The sequence below is a fragment of the Kocuria rhizosphaericola genome, from assembly GCF_044462205.1.
Classification (GTDB): Bacteria; Actinomycetota; Actinomycetes; order Actinomycetales; family Micrococcaceae; genus Kocuria; species Kocuria rhizosphaericola.
In genome coordinates, this window is record NZ_JBISWK010000003.1 from 1 (window position 1) to 17,105 (window position 17,105).

13 protein-coding genes are annotated in these 17,105 nt (G+C 66.8%); 4 read left to right on the plus strand and 9 right to left on the minus strand.

Translation table 11 applies throughout. From position 1 onward, the window contains the following. On the plus strand, positions 1–1,938 hold a 1,938-nt coding region (locus ACH9D2_RS00130), incomplete at its 5' end, for a helicase-related protein (protein WP_396360679.1). Positions 1,939–2,379: 441 nt separating this feature from the next. Here the strand turns inward: ACH9D2_RS00130 and ACH9D2_RS00135 are convergent. Then, positions 2,380–2,709 (minus strand): hypothetical protein, encoded by a 330-nt coding sequence (locus ACH9D2_RS00135; protein WP_396360680.1) that lies wholly within the window; start codon positions 2,707–2,709, stop codon positions 2,380–2,382. A gap of 214 nt (positions 2,710–2,923) precedes the next feature. On the opposite strand from ACH9D2_RS00135, the gene ACH9D2_RS00140 reads away from it, so the two are divergent. The 3 genes from ACH9D2_RS00140 to ACH9D2_RS00150 are packed head-to-tail and all read left to right on the plus strand — an operon-like array spanning position 2,924 to position 5,594. Next, a complete protein-coding gene (locus ACH9D2_RS00140; RefSeq protein WP_396360681.1) occupies positions 2,924–3,313 on the plus strand; it encodes a MobC family plasmid mobilization relaxosome protein in 390 nt (129 codons plus the stop codon). Beyond that, a complete protein-coding gene (locus ACH9D2_RS00145) occupies positions 3,310–4,821 on the plus strand; it encodes a relaxase/mobilization nuclease domain-containing protein (protein ID WP_396360682.1) in 1,512 nt (503 codons plus the stop codon). The genes ACH9D2_RS00140 and ACH9D2_RS00145 overlap by 4 nt, the downstream gene beginning before the upstream one ends. 2 nt (positions 4,822–4,823) lie before the next feature. Then, positions 4,824–5,594, plus strand: coding sequence for a hypothetical protein (locus ACH9D2_RS00150; RefSeq protein WP_396360683.1), 771 nt, complete (start codon positions 4,824–4,826; stop codon positions 5,592–5,594). Positions 5,595–5,666: 72 nt separating this feature from the next. Here the strand turns inward: ACH9D2_RS00150 and mcrC are convergent, their stop codons facing one another. The 8 genes from mcrC to ACH9D2_RS00190 all read right to left on the minus strand — a co-directional run bounded on the left by mcrC (position 5,667) and on the right by ACH9D2_RS00190 (position 17,103). Further along, positions 5,667–6,719: a 5-methylcytosine-specific restriction endonuclease system specificity protein McrC gene (gene mcrC, locus ACH9D2_RS00155; protein ID WP_396360684.1), complete on the minus strand. Its 1,053-nt coding sequence runs from the start codon at positions 6,717–6,719 to the stop codon at positions 5,667–5,669. Next, positions 6,716–8,959 carry an McrB family protein gene (locus tag ACH9D2_RS00160; protein ID WP_396360685.1) on the minus strand — a complete coding sequence of 748 codons (2,244 nt, stop codon included), beginning with the start codon at positions 8,957–8,959 and terminating at the stop codon, positions 6,716–6,718. Before ACH9D2_RS00160 ends, mcrC begins: the two co-directional genes overlap by 4 nt. A 62-nt stretch (positions 8,960–9,021) precedes the next feature. Then, a complete protein-coding gene (locus ACH9D2_RS00165) occupies positions 9,022–9,426 on the minus strand; it encodes a DUF4913 domain-containing protein (protein WP_396360686.1) in 405 nt (134 codons plus the stop codon). A gap of 2 nt (positions 9,427–9,428) precedes the next feature. Next, positions 9,429–11,234, minus strand: coding sequence for a TraM recognition domain-containing protein (locus ACH9D2_RS00170; RefSeq protein ID WP_396360687.1), 1,806 nt, complete (start codon positions 11,232–11,234; stop codon positions 9,429–9,431). After that, the gene (locus tag ACH9D2_RS00175; RefSeq protein ID WP_396360688.1) at positions 11,231–12,985 is read right to left on the minus strand and encodes an ATP/GTP-binding protein; all 1,755 of its coding nucleotides are present in this window, start codon (positions 12,983–12,985) and stop codon (positions 11,231–11,233) included. The genes ACH9D2_RS00170 and ACH9D2_RS00175 overlap by 4 nt, the downstream gene beginning before the upstream one ends. Beyond that, positions 12,986–14,500, minus strand: a complete 1,515-nt coding sequence (locus tag ACH9D2_RS00180) for an SCO6880 family protein (RefSeq protein WP_396360689.1) — start codon at positions 14,498–14,500, stop codon at positions 12,986–12,988. After that, positions 14,481–16,361 (minus strand): type IV secretion system protein, encoded by a 1,881-nt coding sequence (locus tag ACH9D2_RS00185; protein WP_396360690.1) that lies wholly within the window; start codon positions 16,359–16,361, stop codon positions 14,481–14,483. Before ACH9D2_RS00185 ends, ACH9D2_RS00180 begins: the two co-directional genes overlap by 20 nt. Beyond that, positions 16,354–17,103, minus strand: coding sequence for a hypothetical protein (locus tag ACH9D2_RS00190; protein WP_396360691.1), 750 nt, complete (start codon positions 17,101–17,103; stop codon positions 16,354–16,356). Before ACH9D2_RS00190 ends, ACH9D2_RS00185 begins: the two co-directional genes overlap by 8 nt. Positions 17,104–17,105 lie beyond the last annotated feature (2 nt).

Below are 17,105 nucleotides of genomic sequence, written 5' to 3' on the forward strand. Positions count from 1 at the left end.
CAGCGCTATCTGGGCCCGGAGTTGTTGGAGCGGGCCGGGATCCACGACTTCGACTCGTGGGCGGCGACCTTCGGTCAGGTGGTCTCCGAGATGGAACTGTCGGTGGCCGGCGGGGACAACTTCAAAATGAAAGAGCGCTTCGCGAAGTTCCAGAACGTCCCGGAGCTGTTGAAGATGTTCCACACGTTCGCCGACGTGAAGACCGCCGAGGACCTGCATCTGCCCACCCCGGACCTCGTCGAGCGCGAAGACGGGAAGCGGCTGCCGCGCATGGTCCCGGTGGAGGCCTCGGCCGAGCTCGAGGCGTACATCGAGGACATCGGTCGGCGGGCCGAAGCGATCCAGGCGCGGTTGGTGGACCGGACCGAGGACAACATGCTCAAGGTCAGTTCCGATGGGCGTAAGGCCGCCCTAGACATGCGCCTGGTCGATCCCGAGCTGGGGTCCATCGTCTCGGAGACCAAGGTCAGTGTGACCGCGGACCTGATCGGCCGAGTGCACGAGGAGCACCAGGACGACGTGTTCCTGGATCCGGCCAGCGGCGAGGAGCACCCGATCCGGGGTGCGTTGCAGATTGTGTTCTGCGACCAGAGCACCCCGTCATCGGAGAAGTGGAACGTCTACGACGAACTCAAGGACCAGCTGGTGGCCCGGGGCATCCCGGCGGAGAAGATCCGGTTCATGCACGAGGCCAAGAACGACGCCGAGAAGGGCCGGCTGTTCTCCGCCGCCCGCTCCGGAGACATCGCCGTGCTGATGGGCTCCACCCAGAAGATGGGGGTGGGGACCAACATCCAGGCCAGGGCGGTGCACCTGGTGGACCTGGACGCCCCGTGGCGCCCAGCCGACATCGCCCAGCGCCACGGGCGGATCATCCGCCAAGGCAACCAGAACCCGGAGGTCGCCATCTCCCAGATGGTGACCAAGGGGTCCTTCGACACCTTCATGTGGCAGACGTTGGAGCGGAAGTCGAAGTTCATCGACCAGATCATGCGCGGGCGCCTGGACGTGCGTGAGATCGAAGACGTCGGGGACAACACCTTGTCCTTCGCCGAGGTGAAGGCGATCTCCAGTGGCAATCCGCTGATCCTGGAGAAGTCGAAGGCCGATCAGGAGCTCGCCCGGTTGGAGCGGTTGAATCGGGCCTGGCACCGCAACCAGTCCTCGTTGGTGTTCCGCAAGGACGCCGCCCAGGCGCGCGCCGATGCGCTGGAACAGGAGATCTCCGTGCTCCGCGCAGCGGCGCAGCGGACCACCGATGAGGTGGGCGGTGAACGGTTCCGGATGACCATCGACGGGGCCAGCTACGACAAGCGCGCCGACGCGGCGGAGGCGTGGCAGCGGTGGGCTGGGGTGCACGCCACCTCGCGCCCGCCCCGGGGCGGGGAGAGCGACCTCGGGGTTGCCGGGCGCATCGGTGGCCACGACATCCGGGTCGTGCAGCGTCCAGGGAACCTGGCCGACCTCAGTGCGTCGCCGGTCGAGCTGCGCATCGATGACGCCCCCGGTATCGCCGTGGAAGTCACCCGCGCCACGTCGTTGAACCCGAGCGTGGGGATGATCCAGCGGCTCGAGAACCAGGTGATGAAGTTGCCCGAGGAAGTGACCAAACGCGAAGCCCGGCTGGTAGCCGCGTATCAGGAAGTCGAGGACGCCCGGGAGGCGTTGGACGTGCCCTTCAAGCACCAGGACGCACTGGAAGCCGCCCGGTGGGAGGTCGAACGGATCGGGCGCGCGATGCGCGGGGAAGAGACGCCGCAACCGACTTTGGATCCGGAGCTGGAGGCGTTGAAGAAGCGGATGCGCATCAACTTCCCCGACGCCCCTGCTGCGGGTCGCAGCAGTGCCGGGCGTGGTGGAAACGGCTCCGGGCGTCCGCTCGAGGTGGCGCGGCGGTACGACGAGCAGCGTTCCCAGCAGGGCGGCTTGGAGCTGTAAATACTCGCTCTGTTTGGCCTGTTCAGATGGACGGTGCCCGCTCCCTGGTGGGGGAGCGGGCACCGTTGTTGCGTGGTGACTACGTGTGCGGGAAGCCGTCCACAGTCGGCGGTTACGGAAGTGCCACGGTCGCGGGGGAGGTGACCTGCCGGCTGTGGTCGGGTGGTCGGTGGGGGTCCCCGTGTCCATCATGGGTGCGGGAAAAGCCGCGGAGCGAGGAGAGCTTTTGCCGTGCACATGTGGGCACGGGGCCAGGAACTCAGCCACGGTTGCCCAACTCGCGGTCCGCTCGACCCTGGCACGCTTCACGCCAGATGACGAGCAAGGACACCACCAGGAACAGGCCAGAGATCAATCCGATCTTCGAGCCCCGGGCCACTAGGACGATGGAGACGATTAGGAGCACGCCGTAGCTGGTTGCGATAACCCAGCGACTGGCCGTCACTGCTCCGGCTCGGTGCCGCCACCGTTCTGCGCGGATGAGTTGGACGTGTCTGGGGTGGGCTGAGCGGCCTTCCGCCGACGCTGCACACGCTGCACCTTCTCGGGTGCGGAGAGTCCGATCTTGCGTAGCTCGTCCTCGGTCCAGCCGCCGTTGTTGACGGCGGCCTGGAAGGCTTGGGCGTCGTTCTTCTCCGCCTCCTTGAGAGCTTCGCGCGCCTCGTCGAGGGCACCACGAGTAGCAATCGCCCGGCGGACGTAGTCCATCCGGTCGTTGAGCAGCCGCTGGGCGGCTTCTTCTGCCTGCTGGGGGTCAGTGAGCTTAGCCATGCCCCCACATTAACGGACGCACACCGTCCGTTTCACAGACCACGGGTGCTCCGCCGGCGCTCCGCACCCGTGGTGCCCCAGCGGAGCAAAGCTATGTTTTATGTGCCATAAAACGGGTGCACCGCTGGCCCTGCCGGTTTTGCGGTGGCACACTGGACGTGTGGGGCCCACGGAGTGGGGGCGCTGCGCTGGGCCGGCAAGGAGAGGAGGTGCTGTGGTGGAGCAGGAGAATCCGCGCCACGTGTGGAAGTCCCGTCGGAAGCGGATCGAGGGCAAGACCCAGTACGTCCGGGTGTCCATGTCCGAGGCCGAGCGTGCTCAGTTGATGGTGCTGGAGCAGCAGACCGGGCTCTCACCCTCGGCGCTGATGGTCGAGGCGGTGTTCGGTTCGGCCGATCCGGTGGCGGTGCAGCTGCGGCGGAACCAGCTGGTCGAATTGCTGGCGATGCGCCGGCTGATGGCCACGATCTCGAACAACGTGAACCAGATCGCCCGGCACGCCAACAGCACCGGCGAGGTGCTGCCCGAGACGGTCGAGACGATGCGTGAGGCTCGGCGATTCGGTGAGGAAGTGCTGGCGAAGCTCGAGGAGCTCGCGCCGTGATCCCGAACATCACCAAGGGTGACAAGCCGATCGGGCTGATGAAGTATCTCGTGGGTCCGGGCCGGGCCAATGAGCACACGGACCCGCACCTGATCAATGGATCGCCGTTGATCATGTCTTGGTACGACGACGCGCAGCTCAACGAGGACGCCGCGGTGGGGATCGCGCGCGAGGTTGATCTGAACCGGCGGATGCTGGGGTTTGAGGCAGACACCAAGCACATCTGGCACTGCTCGTTGTCGATCCCGTACCAGGACCGTGAGGTCACCGACCAGGAATGGGCCGACATCGCCGCTCGATTCATGGACGAGATGGACTTCACCGAGGCCGGGGCAAAGTCCCCGTGCCAGTGGGTCGCGGTGCATCACGGGCGCTCCACCAAGGGCAACGACCACATCCACATCATGGCCTCCACGATCCGGGAGGACGGCACGAAGTGGGCCGACGGCAATGACTTCTCCCGGGCGCAGAAGGTCGCCCGGGGCATCGAGAAGGACTTCCATCTCATCCAGCTCGGCAACCACTCCGAACGGTGGCTGCAGCAGGGCGAGGTGCGGCGGGACAGCACGCGGGAGCCGACCCGGTTCGCGCTGGAACGCACCGTGCGGGCGTGCGCGGTGGCCGCCGACACCGAGGCTCAGTTCGTGCGGCAGATGCGCCGGGCAAACCTGCTGGTGCACCCACGCTTCGCCGCCGGCACCGACTCGGTGGTGACCGGGTATTCGGTGGCGGAGCGTCCGCCGAAGGGGATGCGGCCGCTGTGGTTCGGTGGCGGCAAGCTCGCCCAGGACCTCACGCTCCCGTCCTTGCGGACCCGCTGGCCGGACACTCCAGGCTCGGCGCAGGAGGCGTCGGAGGAGTGGATGGCGGCCAAGCGGCACCGCCGCATCGTGCACCCCGACGCCCCCGGTGCGGCCCTGGACGAGGAGACCGCCCGGCGGTTGGCCGGGGAACTGAAAGAGGTGCGCCGGCGGCTGGTCACCATCGCCCCGGACGATCACCAGGCGTGGGCGCACGCGGCTCGTGAAGCCTCCGGGGTGTTCGCAGCCTGGTCGCACGCGACCGAGGACGGCCAAGGGCCGCTGGGACGGACTGCCCGGGTGCTGGCGAGGTCCGCGCACCGCTCCGGGGTGAAGATCACCACCCCGTTGGAGGCGCCGTTGCGTACCAGCGGCACCACGGCTTTCTTGTTGGCGGCCACGCGCGCGCCGTCCCCGATGTCGCAGGCGCTCATCATGCAGCAGATGCTGCGAATGACTCGGGCGTTCCAGGACATGCACCAGGCCAACAAGGAGCTGCGCGAGACACAGCTGATCGTGGACGCCTTCCAGCAGCACCTTTCGGTCGTGGCGGAGCCCCTGCCCGATGTGAAGCGTGAGGCGAGGCAGGGTGCCGCGCACGCCGGTCCCACCCGCCACCGTGGTGCGCTGCGTGAGACCCAAGGCCCGACCGTTGAGCACCCCTACGTTGACCACACCCCCCGCACGGACCACGGAATGGAGCTGTAGAGATGAGCACACAACCCGACGGCGTGAATGACCTGCTCTCCCGAGATCTCCAGGCGGCGATGGCTGTGGCCGGCCGCTGGGGCGAGATGATGGCCCGCCAGCGCGCCGAACAACTCCGCCAACGTGTCACGGAGCAGCAGCACCGACGGCGTGAGCTTCAGGAGCGCTTCGAGGCCGAACGCGCCGTGATGCGCACCGAGCTCGCGCCGGTGGACCAGGACCGGTTTTGGGAGACCGCCAAGCCCGAAGACATCGCTGCCCACTACGGGCTGGCCCGGCAGTGGGAGCAGCACGACGAGGTCGCCCGCACCGCGCGAGGACGGATCGAGTCTCAGGTGAAGGAGCGCCACGGGTTGAGCGTGGAGGACTACCTCGAGGAACGTACTCCGGAGAGTCAGCGCACGGATTCCGTGCAGCAAGAGACTGCCACCCGCGAGACGGTGGACGCACAGCGTGACCACGCCGCAGCCGCTCTGAACGCCGCTGAGGCTGGCCGTGGCGATCTCCAGAACGACACCGATGCCCGCAATGCGGCCGCTGAGGCTGAGGAGCTGTGGGACTCCGGGGACCGGCGCGCCAACCTGGCCAAGAGGCTTATGGACGCCCTCGGTGGCACCGAGGAAGGCCGTGATGGCGTGCGCGCACGCCTTGCGGCCGACCGGGACCAGGGCACGCCCCCAATCGACGCCGTGCGATCCACCCAACGCGGCCCCAAGGCGCGGAAGAACACCGGGCGTGCAGGAGGACGAGAGAGGGGCCTGGAACTGGGCTGAAGGGTTCCGGACGGCAGACAAGTGGGCGCCTGACTTCCTGTCAGCTGTGCGAACGGCGAGCACGACGGTATGTCACGGGTCAAGCCATGTGGCTACGTCGTCGAGTTGTGCACGAAGGAGCTCCCACGATTGGTTGAGGTCGATGGTTCGAGCGCCGATGCGATTCCCCTGGACGACGACGTCGAGGTCGGGCTGCTGGGGAGCCTCAGTGCGTGCGTAGAGCAACATGCCGCTGACGGACCCGTCACGATTGATGTCGGCGTTCTTCGTGTACGTCAGCACCTGGTAGAGGTTGGCCGAGTGGACCGTCGCCTTGCCCCACATACCGGCCTGCATCGATTGCCCGTAGTACTTCGCGTCGATGATGAGCTTTCGCTTCCCACGACGCAGCGTGACGTCGGTGCGCATCGCCGGGAGCTGTTCGGCTCCAAGAGCGCTTGCGTCGTCGTAATCCCAGGCTACGGATGCCGCGCCTGGCGAGAGCTCCGGGTAGTGGATGGAGTAGTACCCGCGCAAGAACCGCTCGTATAAAGCGTTCATGGCGTCGTCCGAGACCCAGGAAGTGAGTTTTGTGGTTCCGGAGTCCTCTGTGGGCAGGAGTCCGCGGACGATCAGTTCACAGACCCCAAGGAGTAACCGGTAGGTGGCATTGGCGCGGTGATAGGTGAGTGCGCTCCAGCGGATTGATGTCGGGGGAACCAACGTCACGGCATCGAGGTAGGGGAGGAGGCGCCGCAATGCACCCTTCCGCGATGTGGAGAGTTCGCCATGGCGGATGAGGAGAACGATGACTGACTTCAGCGCCCGATTGTGAGGCGTGTCCGGCTCGTACCCGTCGAACTCGCATACCAGCCGCCCCCGGGTCATAGAGCGGGTGGCGACAGTGCGACTGATGTTGATGCGGCCCCTGACGGTAGCCAGCTCATCGCCGCGTGATAGGTAGTCACGGTGAAGACCACGCTTCACCTGGGTGCCGACACCACGCACCAGGATCTCCGCAAGGAGATCATGGAGATGATCGAATTGCTCAGCCGCGATCCGGTCACTGCCTTCGCTATGCATCGCCCGGAACGCGTACGCCAACATGACATACACATTGCGGATAGCGATTGATCGGTCGGTCACGCGACAGCAGCCCGGAGCTTACCTGCCCACTCCTCGGCCCTGATCGGCTCATCGAACCAGTACTCGTCGAGCAAGGGAACGAGTTCGTCCTCGACGACCGAGTACAACCACGCGTCGTCCCTGTCGCTGTCTGTGGGCTGGGACAGGAAGCTGTGTCCGATGGCGAACCCCTGGCCGAGCGCCGGATCGTCCGCAATCGCAGCGTTGAGGTTGATCACGACATCAACGAGACGGTCGAGTGTGGGGCTATCGGCATCCTGCTGCCAGCGTGTGAACCCAGCCGAGTCGAAGCCTGGGGCCATCTCGAAGAATCCAAAGCGGCGGCGCAACGCGTAGTCCAGGACGGCAAGGCTACGGTCGGCAGTGTTCATCATGCCGATGATGTGCACGTTCGGGGGAACGGAGAACGTCTCGTTCTTGTATAGGAGGCGCAGTTCGTGTCCACGCTTGTCGGCTTCGATGAGCATGAGCAGCTCGCCGAAGATCTTAGAGATGTTGCCGCGGTTGATCTCGTCCACGATGAAGAAGTACGGCCGGTCAGCATCGTCGGCGCGGGCCGCCTCGCAGAATCGATAGAACGGTCCCTCGGTGAGCGTGAAGCCACCGGTTTCGGTGGGTCGGTATCCCATCATGAAGTCCTCATATGAGTAGCTCTGATGAAACTGGACCATCTGGACCCGGCTCGGATCTTTTACACCCATGATCGAATACGCCAGGCGCTTGGCCGCGAACGTCTTCCCGACACCGGGAGGTCCGGCGAGGATCACGTTCTTCTTACGCGTCAGCAAGGCGCGAAGGCGTCCGTATCGCTCCTCAGCCAGGTAGACCTCGCTCAGGAACGCCGTCTGGTCGTAGCCCGGAAGCGGCGTGGATATGGCGGGCTCCTCCGCCTCCACCTCATCGGTGACGAGAGCTTCGAGTTTTTCGACGTAGTCGTGGTACGTCGTGATGTCGGTGAGGGTCTTCGTTGCGGCGTCCCCGGGGTGCTCCCAAGACCCGGTGTGGGTCCACGTCACCGAACGGACGTGTCGAAACGAGGCCCGGGCCGGCTCGAACCGAGCCTCGGAGGTGACTACACCGCGTCCGACGATCTCCCGTCTTCCGCGCTTGGCGTAGACGATGTCGCCCACAGCAATTTCATTTTGAAACTCCCATACTGCGAGAACGGCGTTTCTCATCGACCCGCCGGTCTCCCCGACATCGAGCGCCTGACGAATCGCCTCCCGGCTCGGGTACGTCGCAAGGTCGTCGAGCTGATCCCAGCCGATTGCCATGATGCTGTTCGCTGAAAAATCCCCCCACTCAGACGCCTGCGCGCCGGGAGAGTACAGCCAGTAGTGGCGCGGACGAGGCTCGTTCAGCTCGGAACTTTCACCTGTTGTCGAGGGGGTCTTGGCCGAAGATGAATCCCAGAGCTCTCTCACACCCGGTGACCAAAATTGGAAAGGCCCCTCGATCTCGCGAGTCAACGCGGCGCGGATCGTCAGCAGATCACGGTCGATCGATGCCGGGGTCTCCCCCGTCGACCCGCCGATCCGATCGGCAAGGCCATCGCGGATTTTCACTTTCATCCCCGTTGCCGAAATGGGTTCGAATACGTCTGGTCGAGCAAGGAACTGCAACGTGTTGCGCATGTCGGGGCGGTCGTTACCTGAAGCGAGCATGACGCGCTGCAGCTCCCACGGATTGGTCCGCGCTGCCTCGCGTTCAGCCTCGGGCAGGCTGTTCCAATGACGCACAAAGGTCGAAGCCCAGATGACGTGTAACCACAGTGCTTTGTTGTACGGAGACCCCGGATTAAATCCAGCAGTTCCCGCAGGACGGGAGAGCCAGGACGCCATCAGCTCCGGGATGGTCGACGGCACCTCGAGATGGGATAGGACCCCCTCGATGTGGGCCCGACGAGTCTCTGGTAGGGCTGGCCGAAGAGGATGTTCGCGCAAGAAGACGAGCTCGGCGGCAAGGAGCACCACCTCCCGGGGGGCATCCCGGAGTTGTAGGTCGAGTTTGTCCCACTGCCCCTGATCCGTCCCGACCAGCGCGTTATCCTCGATCCTGGCGCGAAGATCCTCAGCAGCCCCAGCCGTCCAAATAGTTGTAGCCGGATCGATTACCGATCTACCGTCTCCGAGCATGTGGCTGATCACCTCGCCGGCCTCGCGTGCCATCGACATCTCAGGGGTCGGCCTCGACGCTGCGATGGCTGCGTCCACGTCCTCGTTGAACTGCTCGGTAGTCATCCCTGTATTCTTCACGCTCCGGACGCAACCTGTGACAGGTTGCGTCCCTTTCGCTGTGGAGTTCAGTCGAACAGGCACTCCGGCGGTGGGTCCAGGGTCAGGGGCACTCCCTTGGGGCTGTGCTCCCTGGGGGTGCACCCGTGGAAGGGTCCTTTCTCCTCGAAGAGCACGCGCATCGTGGGGTCGGCGTAGTCACGCCACCACACGGCTAATCCCGTGGACGGGTCGGTGCGTAGCTGCTCCCACGCCCGCCACAGCCCCGTCAGGCGGCTCACCGCTTCCTCATGGCGCCACCACTGGGCGCACCAGGTGAACGTGGTCGAGCGACCCGCAGGGTCCAGCTGACGTCGGTACACGGGCGCCAGTTGCTCGGTCACGAACTCCGCCACGTTCGCGTAGAACAGCTGTGCAGGAGGCTGTTCCTCGACGTCCTCGTTGCCCTCCTCGGCTTCCTCTTCCCAGTTCATGTCTACTCCTTCACCAGCGCCGCCCACCGGTTCCCGGCAGGTGCGGCCGCGGTTGCCCCAGCAGCCGGCTTCGCGGGCTCGTCGCCCTGGTCGACGGTGGCCGCCGTCGGGTTGTTGTGGGCTTCTTCGGAGGCCCTGGATGCATCCGCGTAGGGGCGGTGGTCAATGGGAATGGTGCGCAGCAGCACGGCCCGGGCTCCGGAGCCGAACATCACGGCCCGGCCCTTGGGCAGGGCCGCCAGATCCGCGACGGAGAGGATGTCGTCGGTGGCGTCCTGTCGGGAGGTGGACCCGGAGTCCTTTTGCCTCGAGGAGGAGACGGAGGTGTAGGTGTACTTGCCGATCAGCTCCGAGAGCATCTTCAAGTAGCCCTCCTCCTTGACGTTGCCGCCGTAGGTGACGACGTTGGCGGTGGAGAACAGCTTGCGCATCCCGGACTCGCCCCACACGTCCACGCCCTGGGACCAAGACTGCAAGAACGTGGAGACCACGATGCCGCGGGAGCCGTAGTGGCTGTAGAGGTTGGGCAGGTTCATCCATCGGCAGACGTTGGCGGCCTCGTCCAGCACGCAGAGCATGGGAGTGGCCAGTCGGCCCCCGGCCTGGGTGACGGCGTGCTCCTCGGCGGCGGTCACGGTGGCCACGGTCAGAGCGGTGACCAGGGGGCCGGCGGTGCCGGCCCCTTCCTTCGATAGCGCGTAGAGGGTGTGCTTGCCGCGCACGAATGCCTGGGGATCGAACTGCGGGCGATCGTCGTCCGGACCAGTGGGGTTGACCCAAGCGGCGATCTTCTCGTTCTTCAGGCACGCGGCCATCTGCAGGGCGGTGGAGTAGACGCTGCCGCGGTACTTCTCCGGTTGCTGGATCGTGCTGGCCACCGAGTCGGCTTCCTTGGTCCACCCGTGCTCATCCAGCAGTAGTGCCGGGGTCTCATCGGTGGAACGGGTCAGCCAGTAGTGCACCCGCTCGATCGGTTCCCCGCCCACCGCGGCCGCGAGCAGCAGCCCGGCCAAGAGGTCCTTGCCGGCGGAGTCGAAGTGACCATCGCCCTTGGCGCCAACGTCTCGGGAGCCAGCGGCGAAGTTGTTCGCCATCTCCGCCGCCCGCTCACTGTCGGTGACGTAGGTCAGCGGGTTCCACCACCAGGTGGGCTTCTCCCCGGCGACTCCTTGCGGGTCGAAGACCCACACGTCGCCGTCAGCGGCGCGGAGGTCGCGGGTCAGGTCGGAGAGGTCGCGCTTGTTGGAGGTGGCGATCACCGGGCCCGGGGCCTCGATGATCGCCGGGGCCGCCTGGGAGGTGGTCTTGCCGGTACGGGTGCCCCAGATGTGCAGGAGGGTGTCCTCCCAGGAGGCGTAGAGCGTGTGCCCGCCGCGGACCATCGTCCCGAGCATCACCCCCGGGGTGTCGACGCCAAAGCGAGCCGCTTTGGCGCGCGCCAGCTTCTCGGTGAAGGGGGCGACGTCACGTACGGTGGCCATGCGCGGTGCGGCACGGTCGTGCTTGACGACCTTCTTCGCCTTCTGATGGCGCTTGAAGCCCCACAGCACGAACAACGCTACCGCCACCAACCCGAGGGCGGCCGCCAGGACAATCTCAGTGGTGCGCCACGGAAGGTCTCCGGTGAAGACACCCAGGGACCGTTCCCAGTACCCGGTGGGCAGCGGGTCGGTGCGCGGGGTGAGGGCATGTCCGGCGGTGTTCACCACGTAGAGGATCGCGGGGATACCGACCAGCGCAAAGAGCAAGGTGAGCAGCAGGGCAACCTCCCCGCCGCCGGCCTTGTACTTACGGTCCAGGGAGCTCATCGTTCGCCCCTCTCCTGAGCGGCACGGAACTTGGCCTCGTGCCACTTCTTCTCGGTGTCGTGGACCTGAGACTGGCGCTCGGTGGGAGTGAACTCCATCGAGAACGGAATCCCCGCCCTCGCACCGACCTTGATGAAGAACTTCCCCTGACCCGGCGGCGGGGAGGTGGTGCGATCGTCGAAGTACCACTCCCGGTTCTCGGGGTCCTCCAACCAGGCCCGCAGCTCGGCCTCATTGACCGTGAGCCGGTCGGTGGAGGCGTACACGTCATCGTTGGTGTACTGGATCTCCTCATCACCCCGGCGGTTCCAAGCGGGCGGGTCCTGCCAGGCGGCCAGCTGTTCCTGCTCGCGCATCGACAGCGGCACGGACTCGGTCAGCAGCGGCATCTCCGATCTGGCCAACCCGCCGAGGATCTTGATCCCGCAGCGGTCCATGATGCCCTTGGCCTTCGCCCGGTCCTCCTCGCCCCGCACGGCCATCAGGTCAGACGGGGTGTGGGAGGCCATGATCTGCCCGACCCCCATCTCCCGGTTCAGACGGGTCAGCGCGTTGACCTGATCGACGATGCCGGGCCCGGCCGCCAGAGTGTTCCACAGCTCGTCAAGGATGAGCAGGAACCGCTGCCGGGCGATCACCCCGTCGTCGGCCAGCATGTTGGAGGTCCGCACCGTTCCGGTCCCAATCGACCAGCACGCCAACAGCGTGGCCGCCCGCAGATCGGACTCGGACTGAGAGATGCGCGAGAGGTCGAAGACCATCGGCCGGGAAGCGTCGATCTTGTTGGTGGAGGGGCGGGCGAACATCTGCCCAAACGCCCCGGTCCCGCACAAGGAATTCAGCGAGGACTCCAGACCCTCCGTGATCTCGTCATAGCGGGCATCATTGCCGCGATCCAAGGAGACCTCACGCACCTCGACCGGCTTGTCCTTGAGCACCTGGCGCAGATCCGCCATGACCGGGACCGTGCCGGACTCAGCGTGGCGGGCTTCCAGGACGGTGAGGCACCGATCCAGGATCTGATCCTCACGCTCATCCAGCGGCTTCTTGCGCAGAATCGCGATCAGCGACCGGATCAGGTCGAACCGCCGGGTGTGCAGATCGGCCAACAGCTCCTCCGCCTTCGCAGCAGAGAGCAGCTTGGCCGCCGCGACCGCGCCGGCGTCATCGAGCGGGTTGATGTGCCCCACCCCGCGGCCCAGCGGCAAGACGGCCCCGCCGAGGGCTTCAATCATGACGACGTGTTCGCCCTTGATGTCGCCGAGCACCATCGGCCACACCCCGAAGGCGGCCAGCCCGATGGCCATCCGCCGCAGCAGGGAGGACTTGCCCAGCCCCGGGTTGGCCATGATGAAGGCCGAGGGGTTAGCGATCACCCGCAGCTTCTGGAACCAGGAGATCGGGTCACAGCACACCGGCTCCCCCGAGAGCAGGTTCCGCCCCAACGGCACCCCCTCCAACGGGGAGCCCCCGCCCATGGGGAAGGGGAACAGCCCGCACACCTGGTAGTTGGTGCCACGCATCTCCCGGATCGGGTGCAGCAGCTGCGCCTCCCCCAGCCCCCGGCCCTTGTGACCCCGCGGGCCCGGGCGACGGGTGGAGGAGGCAGTCACCGAGGTGCTGCCGGTGCGCTTGGGCTTGGCGAACACCTTGCCCAGCTTCGTCCGGGCGAAGGCCCGGTCCAGGACGGTGGTTGAGGCGTTGCCCCGGCTGGCCGGGAGGATGATCTGCTTACGGGCCTTGGTGCTCATCTACAGGGCGTTCCTCACGGTCGAAGGCAGGGCCAGGTGGTCCGGGATGACCACACCGAGGGGCAGGCCGGCGGCGAAGGTGGAGTCCTGGGCGCCGTAGGCCTCCTCCAGGCGGATCCTCGCCGACGTCCCGAGGTTCTCGATGATGGCCTCGGCCTCATCGAGCTCGCCCTTGGAACGGACGGTGGCGGTGACCACCAGCCCGAAGTTCAGCAGCCCCGCCCCGTCGGCCTCCTCAGCGGCGGTGGCCTGGGCAGCGCGAGCTTCGCGGGTGTCCCGGGCGGTGGCGCGGTTGCGGGAGGAGGCGTTGAAGGTGGCGGTGTTGATGTCGTTCTCCACCATCTGCGCCGCCCTCGCCGGGTCGATGGGCCGGTAAAGCAGCGTGACGCGCTTACGCACCAGCTCGGGGTTCGGGGCGATCAGGGCTTGGAGCACGTTGGCCTGGACGGTGGAGCGTGGGGGCACCGACATTGCCCAGGACTTCGACCAGGAGTTGTTGTGGTGGTAGCAGTCCCAGAAGGTGTCGGCGGCCTGGGGGCCGACCTCGTCCCAGTTCAGTTCCGGGGCCACCCCCTGGGCGTGGGCCCGGTCGAAGAGGATTGCCTCGGCCGGGTCGTAGGCCACCCGGATGACCTCGCACAGCTGCTGGGCCGTGAGTGGGGCGGCCACCCCGGCCCCGGTGTCGTTCAGCGACAGGGTGAGGTTGGGCAGCCGGGCGGCCAGGTCATCGGCGACCTCGGCTGCGTTGCGAATGCGCCCGCCGGCCCGCACGGAGGCTTTGAAGGTCACCGCGATGTAGGCCCGGGTGACGGTGGCCCCGGTGGGCAGCATCTGCACGGTCTCGTTGATGACGTCGCGGGCGAAGGCCGGGGCGTTCTCGGCCATGCGGGCCTCGATCTTCCGGGCCAGGCGGTACCCGGAGTCCGGGGCGGTCTCGATCGTCACCGAGGCGGCGGTCAGGCCGGGCTCGTCGGTGAGCATGCCCAACCAGTGCGCCCAGCGGTCCACCCACCGGTTGATGTGCTCCTGATCGACCATCCCGCCACCGTCGGGCTCGGAGGAGAACACCACGGTGTAGTGGTGCTTCTGCGGGACCTCGAGCAGGGCGAAGGGGCGGCCGTAGCCGTCGACGTTCTCGGTGATCCTGGAGCGGGCTGAGACCCCGGGCAGCTTCGTGGTGCCTTCCGGGACCCGGGACACCGGCCCTGCCCGGTAGACGTTGGCCCCGGCGTAGACGGCGTTGGCCCACCCGGCCCGGCGGACGATGCGCTCGATCAGGGTGCGCCCGTGCTTGTTCTTGCTCATGGACAGCGCGATCAGGACCAGGATCACCGCTTCGAAACCCAGGGCCACTAACCACAGATTGAGCATCATCAACAGGATCCCGCCGACCACCCCACCGATCAGCAGCACGGTACCGGCGGTCGAGAGCCCGGCCAGGCCCTTGGAGGTGGGGGTGCGGAAGTTGCCGTACACCCGCGGACGGTTCTCGGTTTTAGCTTCGGTCTGCGCCATCAGGGCGGGCCTCGTTTCCGGTCTCGTTGGCGATCTGCGCCTTGAACGCACGTGCCTGTTGCTGTGCGGCCTTCCCGAGCTGTCCCGCACCGGCGGGGCCAGTCGGCTGCGCCCCGGTACGCAGCGGTGTCGCACCGGAGCCACTGCCTGGGGGCGGGCTGGCCCCTGTGCTCGTTGTCGGGCGGGCCCCGCTGCCCGGTGCTGCCACACCCGCACCAGGACCCGGGGCGGGTTGCGCCCCGGTGCCCGTGGAGGGTTTTCCGGCTCCGTCGTTGCCGGGCGCGGCGACGGAGGCTGCACCTGCCGAGCTGCTGGGCGAGGTGGAGCTCCCAGTCGAAGTGCCGCCTCCGGCACTGGACTGCGTGGCCTCGGAGACGGTTTCCCCGGTCTTCTTCACCGCGTCCGCGGCCATCATTCCGGCCGCGACCGGGGCCGCGGCCGCACCAGCGGCGGCAGTGCCTGCGGTGCCAGCGGCACTCGTTCCTGTGGTCCCTGCGGCACCGGCCCCAGTCGTTCCCGCGCCCCCACCGCCGATGGGAGCGGGGCTCGATGTGGTTGGGGCGCTGGCCTTGCTGGGCGGCTGGGCAGCGGAGCTGTCGGAGCCGAAGCCGCGCCCGGACCGGGCCAGATGGGAGGCGCCCTGCGGGATCGCCGCGCCCATCGCCGCGATCCCCAGCGCCCCGCCGCTGCTACCGCCGGAGGAGGACATCGAGCCCAGTACGGGGCTGAGGAAGCCGATGAGCACGGGCAGGGCGAACACGGAGGCGACGATCATCATCAGCCCGGCGGCGAACTGGATCAGCCCGCTGCCGGAGTCCTCCCACACCCCGGTGGTGGACATCTTGATCGCCAACCCGTAGATCAGGGCCGCAGCCGGTTTGTAGAAGGCGAAGGCCAGGGTCCAGGCGATGACCTTCTGGAAAAAGTTCTTCCCCGTCTCGGTGTTCAAGAAGGCGGCTGAGAGCGGCAGGATCCCGGCCATCAAAAACAGCATCCCGGTGCGCAGCACCATCAGCATCAACTGGATGAGGTTCACGATGATCGCCACGATCCCGCCGACGATGATCAGGATGACGTTGCCGCCCAACCACACTGGATCCGCCGCCCCGGCGCTGGTGGCGTTGTCGAGGGCCAGGAGCTTGAGCACATCGGTCTGGAAGTCCTCGCCGATGGCCGAGTCGATGATCTGCACGGCCAGGGCGTCGGTGCCGGCCACCAGGACATTGAGGATCGTCACCCCCGAGGCGGTCACCACGGCCAGGGTGAGCAGATTCTTCAGCAGGTCCCTCGCCGGTTCAGCGCGCTGTGTCCAGGCCATCTGAGCCCCGGCGATCATCACGCTGAGTGCGGCTACGGCCAGGGTGAGGTAGAAGGTCTGGTCCTGGATAAAGCCCACCGACCCGGACAGGTTCCCCGCCCGGGCCGGGACGAGGAAACCGATCAGGCTGGTGGCCCCACCGATCAGGGCCGCCCCGGAGGCCAGCACGGTGGCGGTGTTCACCAGCCCGGCCCCGTCGCCGCGGCGGGCGTTGGCGGCCAGCACGATGCCCAGGAACAGCACCCCGAACACGCACACTCCCAGCCCGATCCAGCTCGCGTAGCTCAGCAGCAGGTCGATGTAGGCGTTGAACTCCCCACGCGCCGGAGCCTGGGAGGTGGGTGCACTGTTGCTGGTGAGGTTGGCGCTGCCGATCCGAGTCCACATGGAGCCCAGGGAGGCGATCGTGTCGACCACGGCAGCGGTCACACCGTCGGCGATCTGATCCAGCGCATCACCGGCCGCTCCGGTGAGTGCGTCGCTGACTCCTTCCTTGACCTTGCAGAAGCCATCGAGTGCGAAGCACTTCTCTTCCTCAGCCATCGTGGGGTCCCCACTCGATGTACCCGTTCAGGTCTGACACCTGGCCGGAGACGGGGCCTGTGTCGCCGTTGTCCTGCAGGGCGAAGCGCCAATCGCCGTCTTGCCACATGAGGTCTGCGCTACTGGTGATGTATGTCTTCTCGGTCCCGTCGTCTCCTGCCAGTACGACCTCGACCGTGGCTCGCTCGCCCGTGTACGAAAGCAGTCGGAAGCCGGCAACCTCGACCGGGACCGTGGAAGCATCCCCCGCGGAGACCCGCTGCTGGACCTGCCCCACGGCGATGTCCTTACCGGGGCCCTCAATGGCAAGCTCCTTGAGGGTGTCCAGCAGAAGCTGGGGATCGTTGCTCGAGGCCAGCATGTTCGCCGTCGTCAGCAACGCCCCTTCAGGAGTGTGGGAGTAGCAGGAGCGCACACCCGTCGACTCGTCCACGGTGCCCGGTCCGTGCTCCTCAGAGGACGGTGCGTAGATCGCCCCGAGAGCGGTCCACTCGACGTCCTCGGGCGCTTTCGTGAGAGTGGTGCCGCCGGTGGCGTCCAAACCGCACTCCGACTCCCCGCCCGCCACCGGTTCGGCGGTGGTGGCTGGCGCCGGGGCGGCTTGGGTGGGCTCTTCTCCGTCGGGCCACAGCCACAGGACCACGCCCAGCACGATCAGCATCGCGACGAGAACGGCTGAGATGAGGAAGCGGGGGGTCTTCCACCAGGTGCTGTTGTCGTCGGTCTCGATGTGGTCTGTCACGT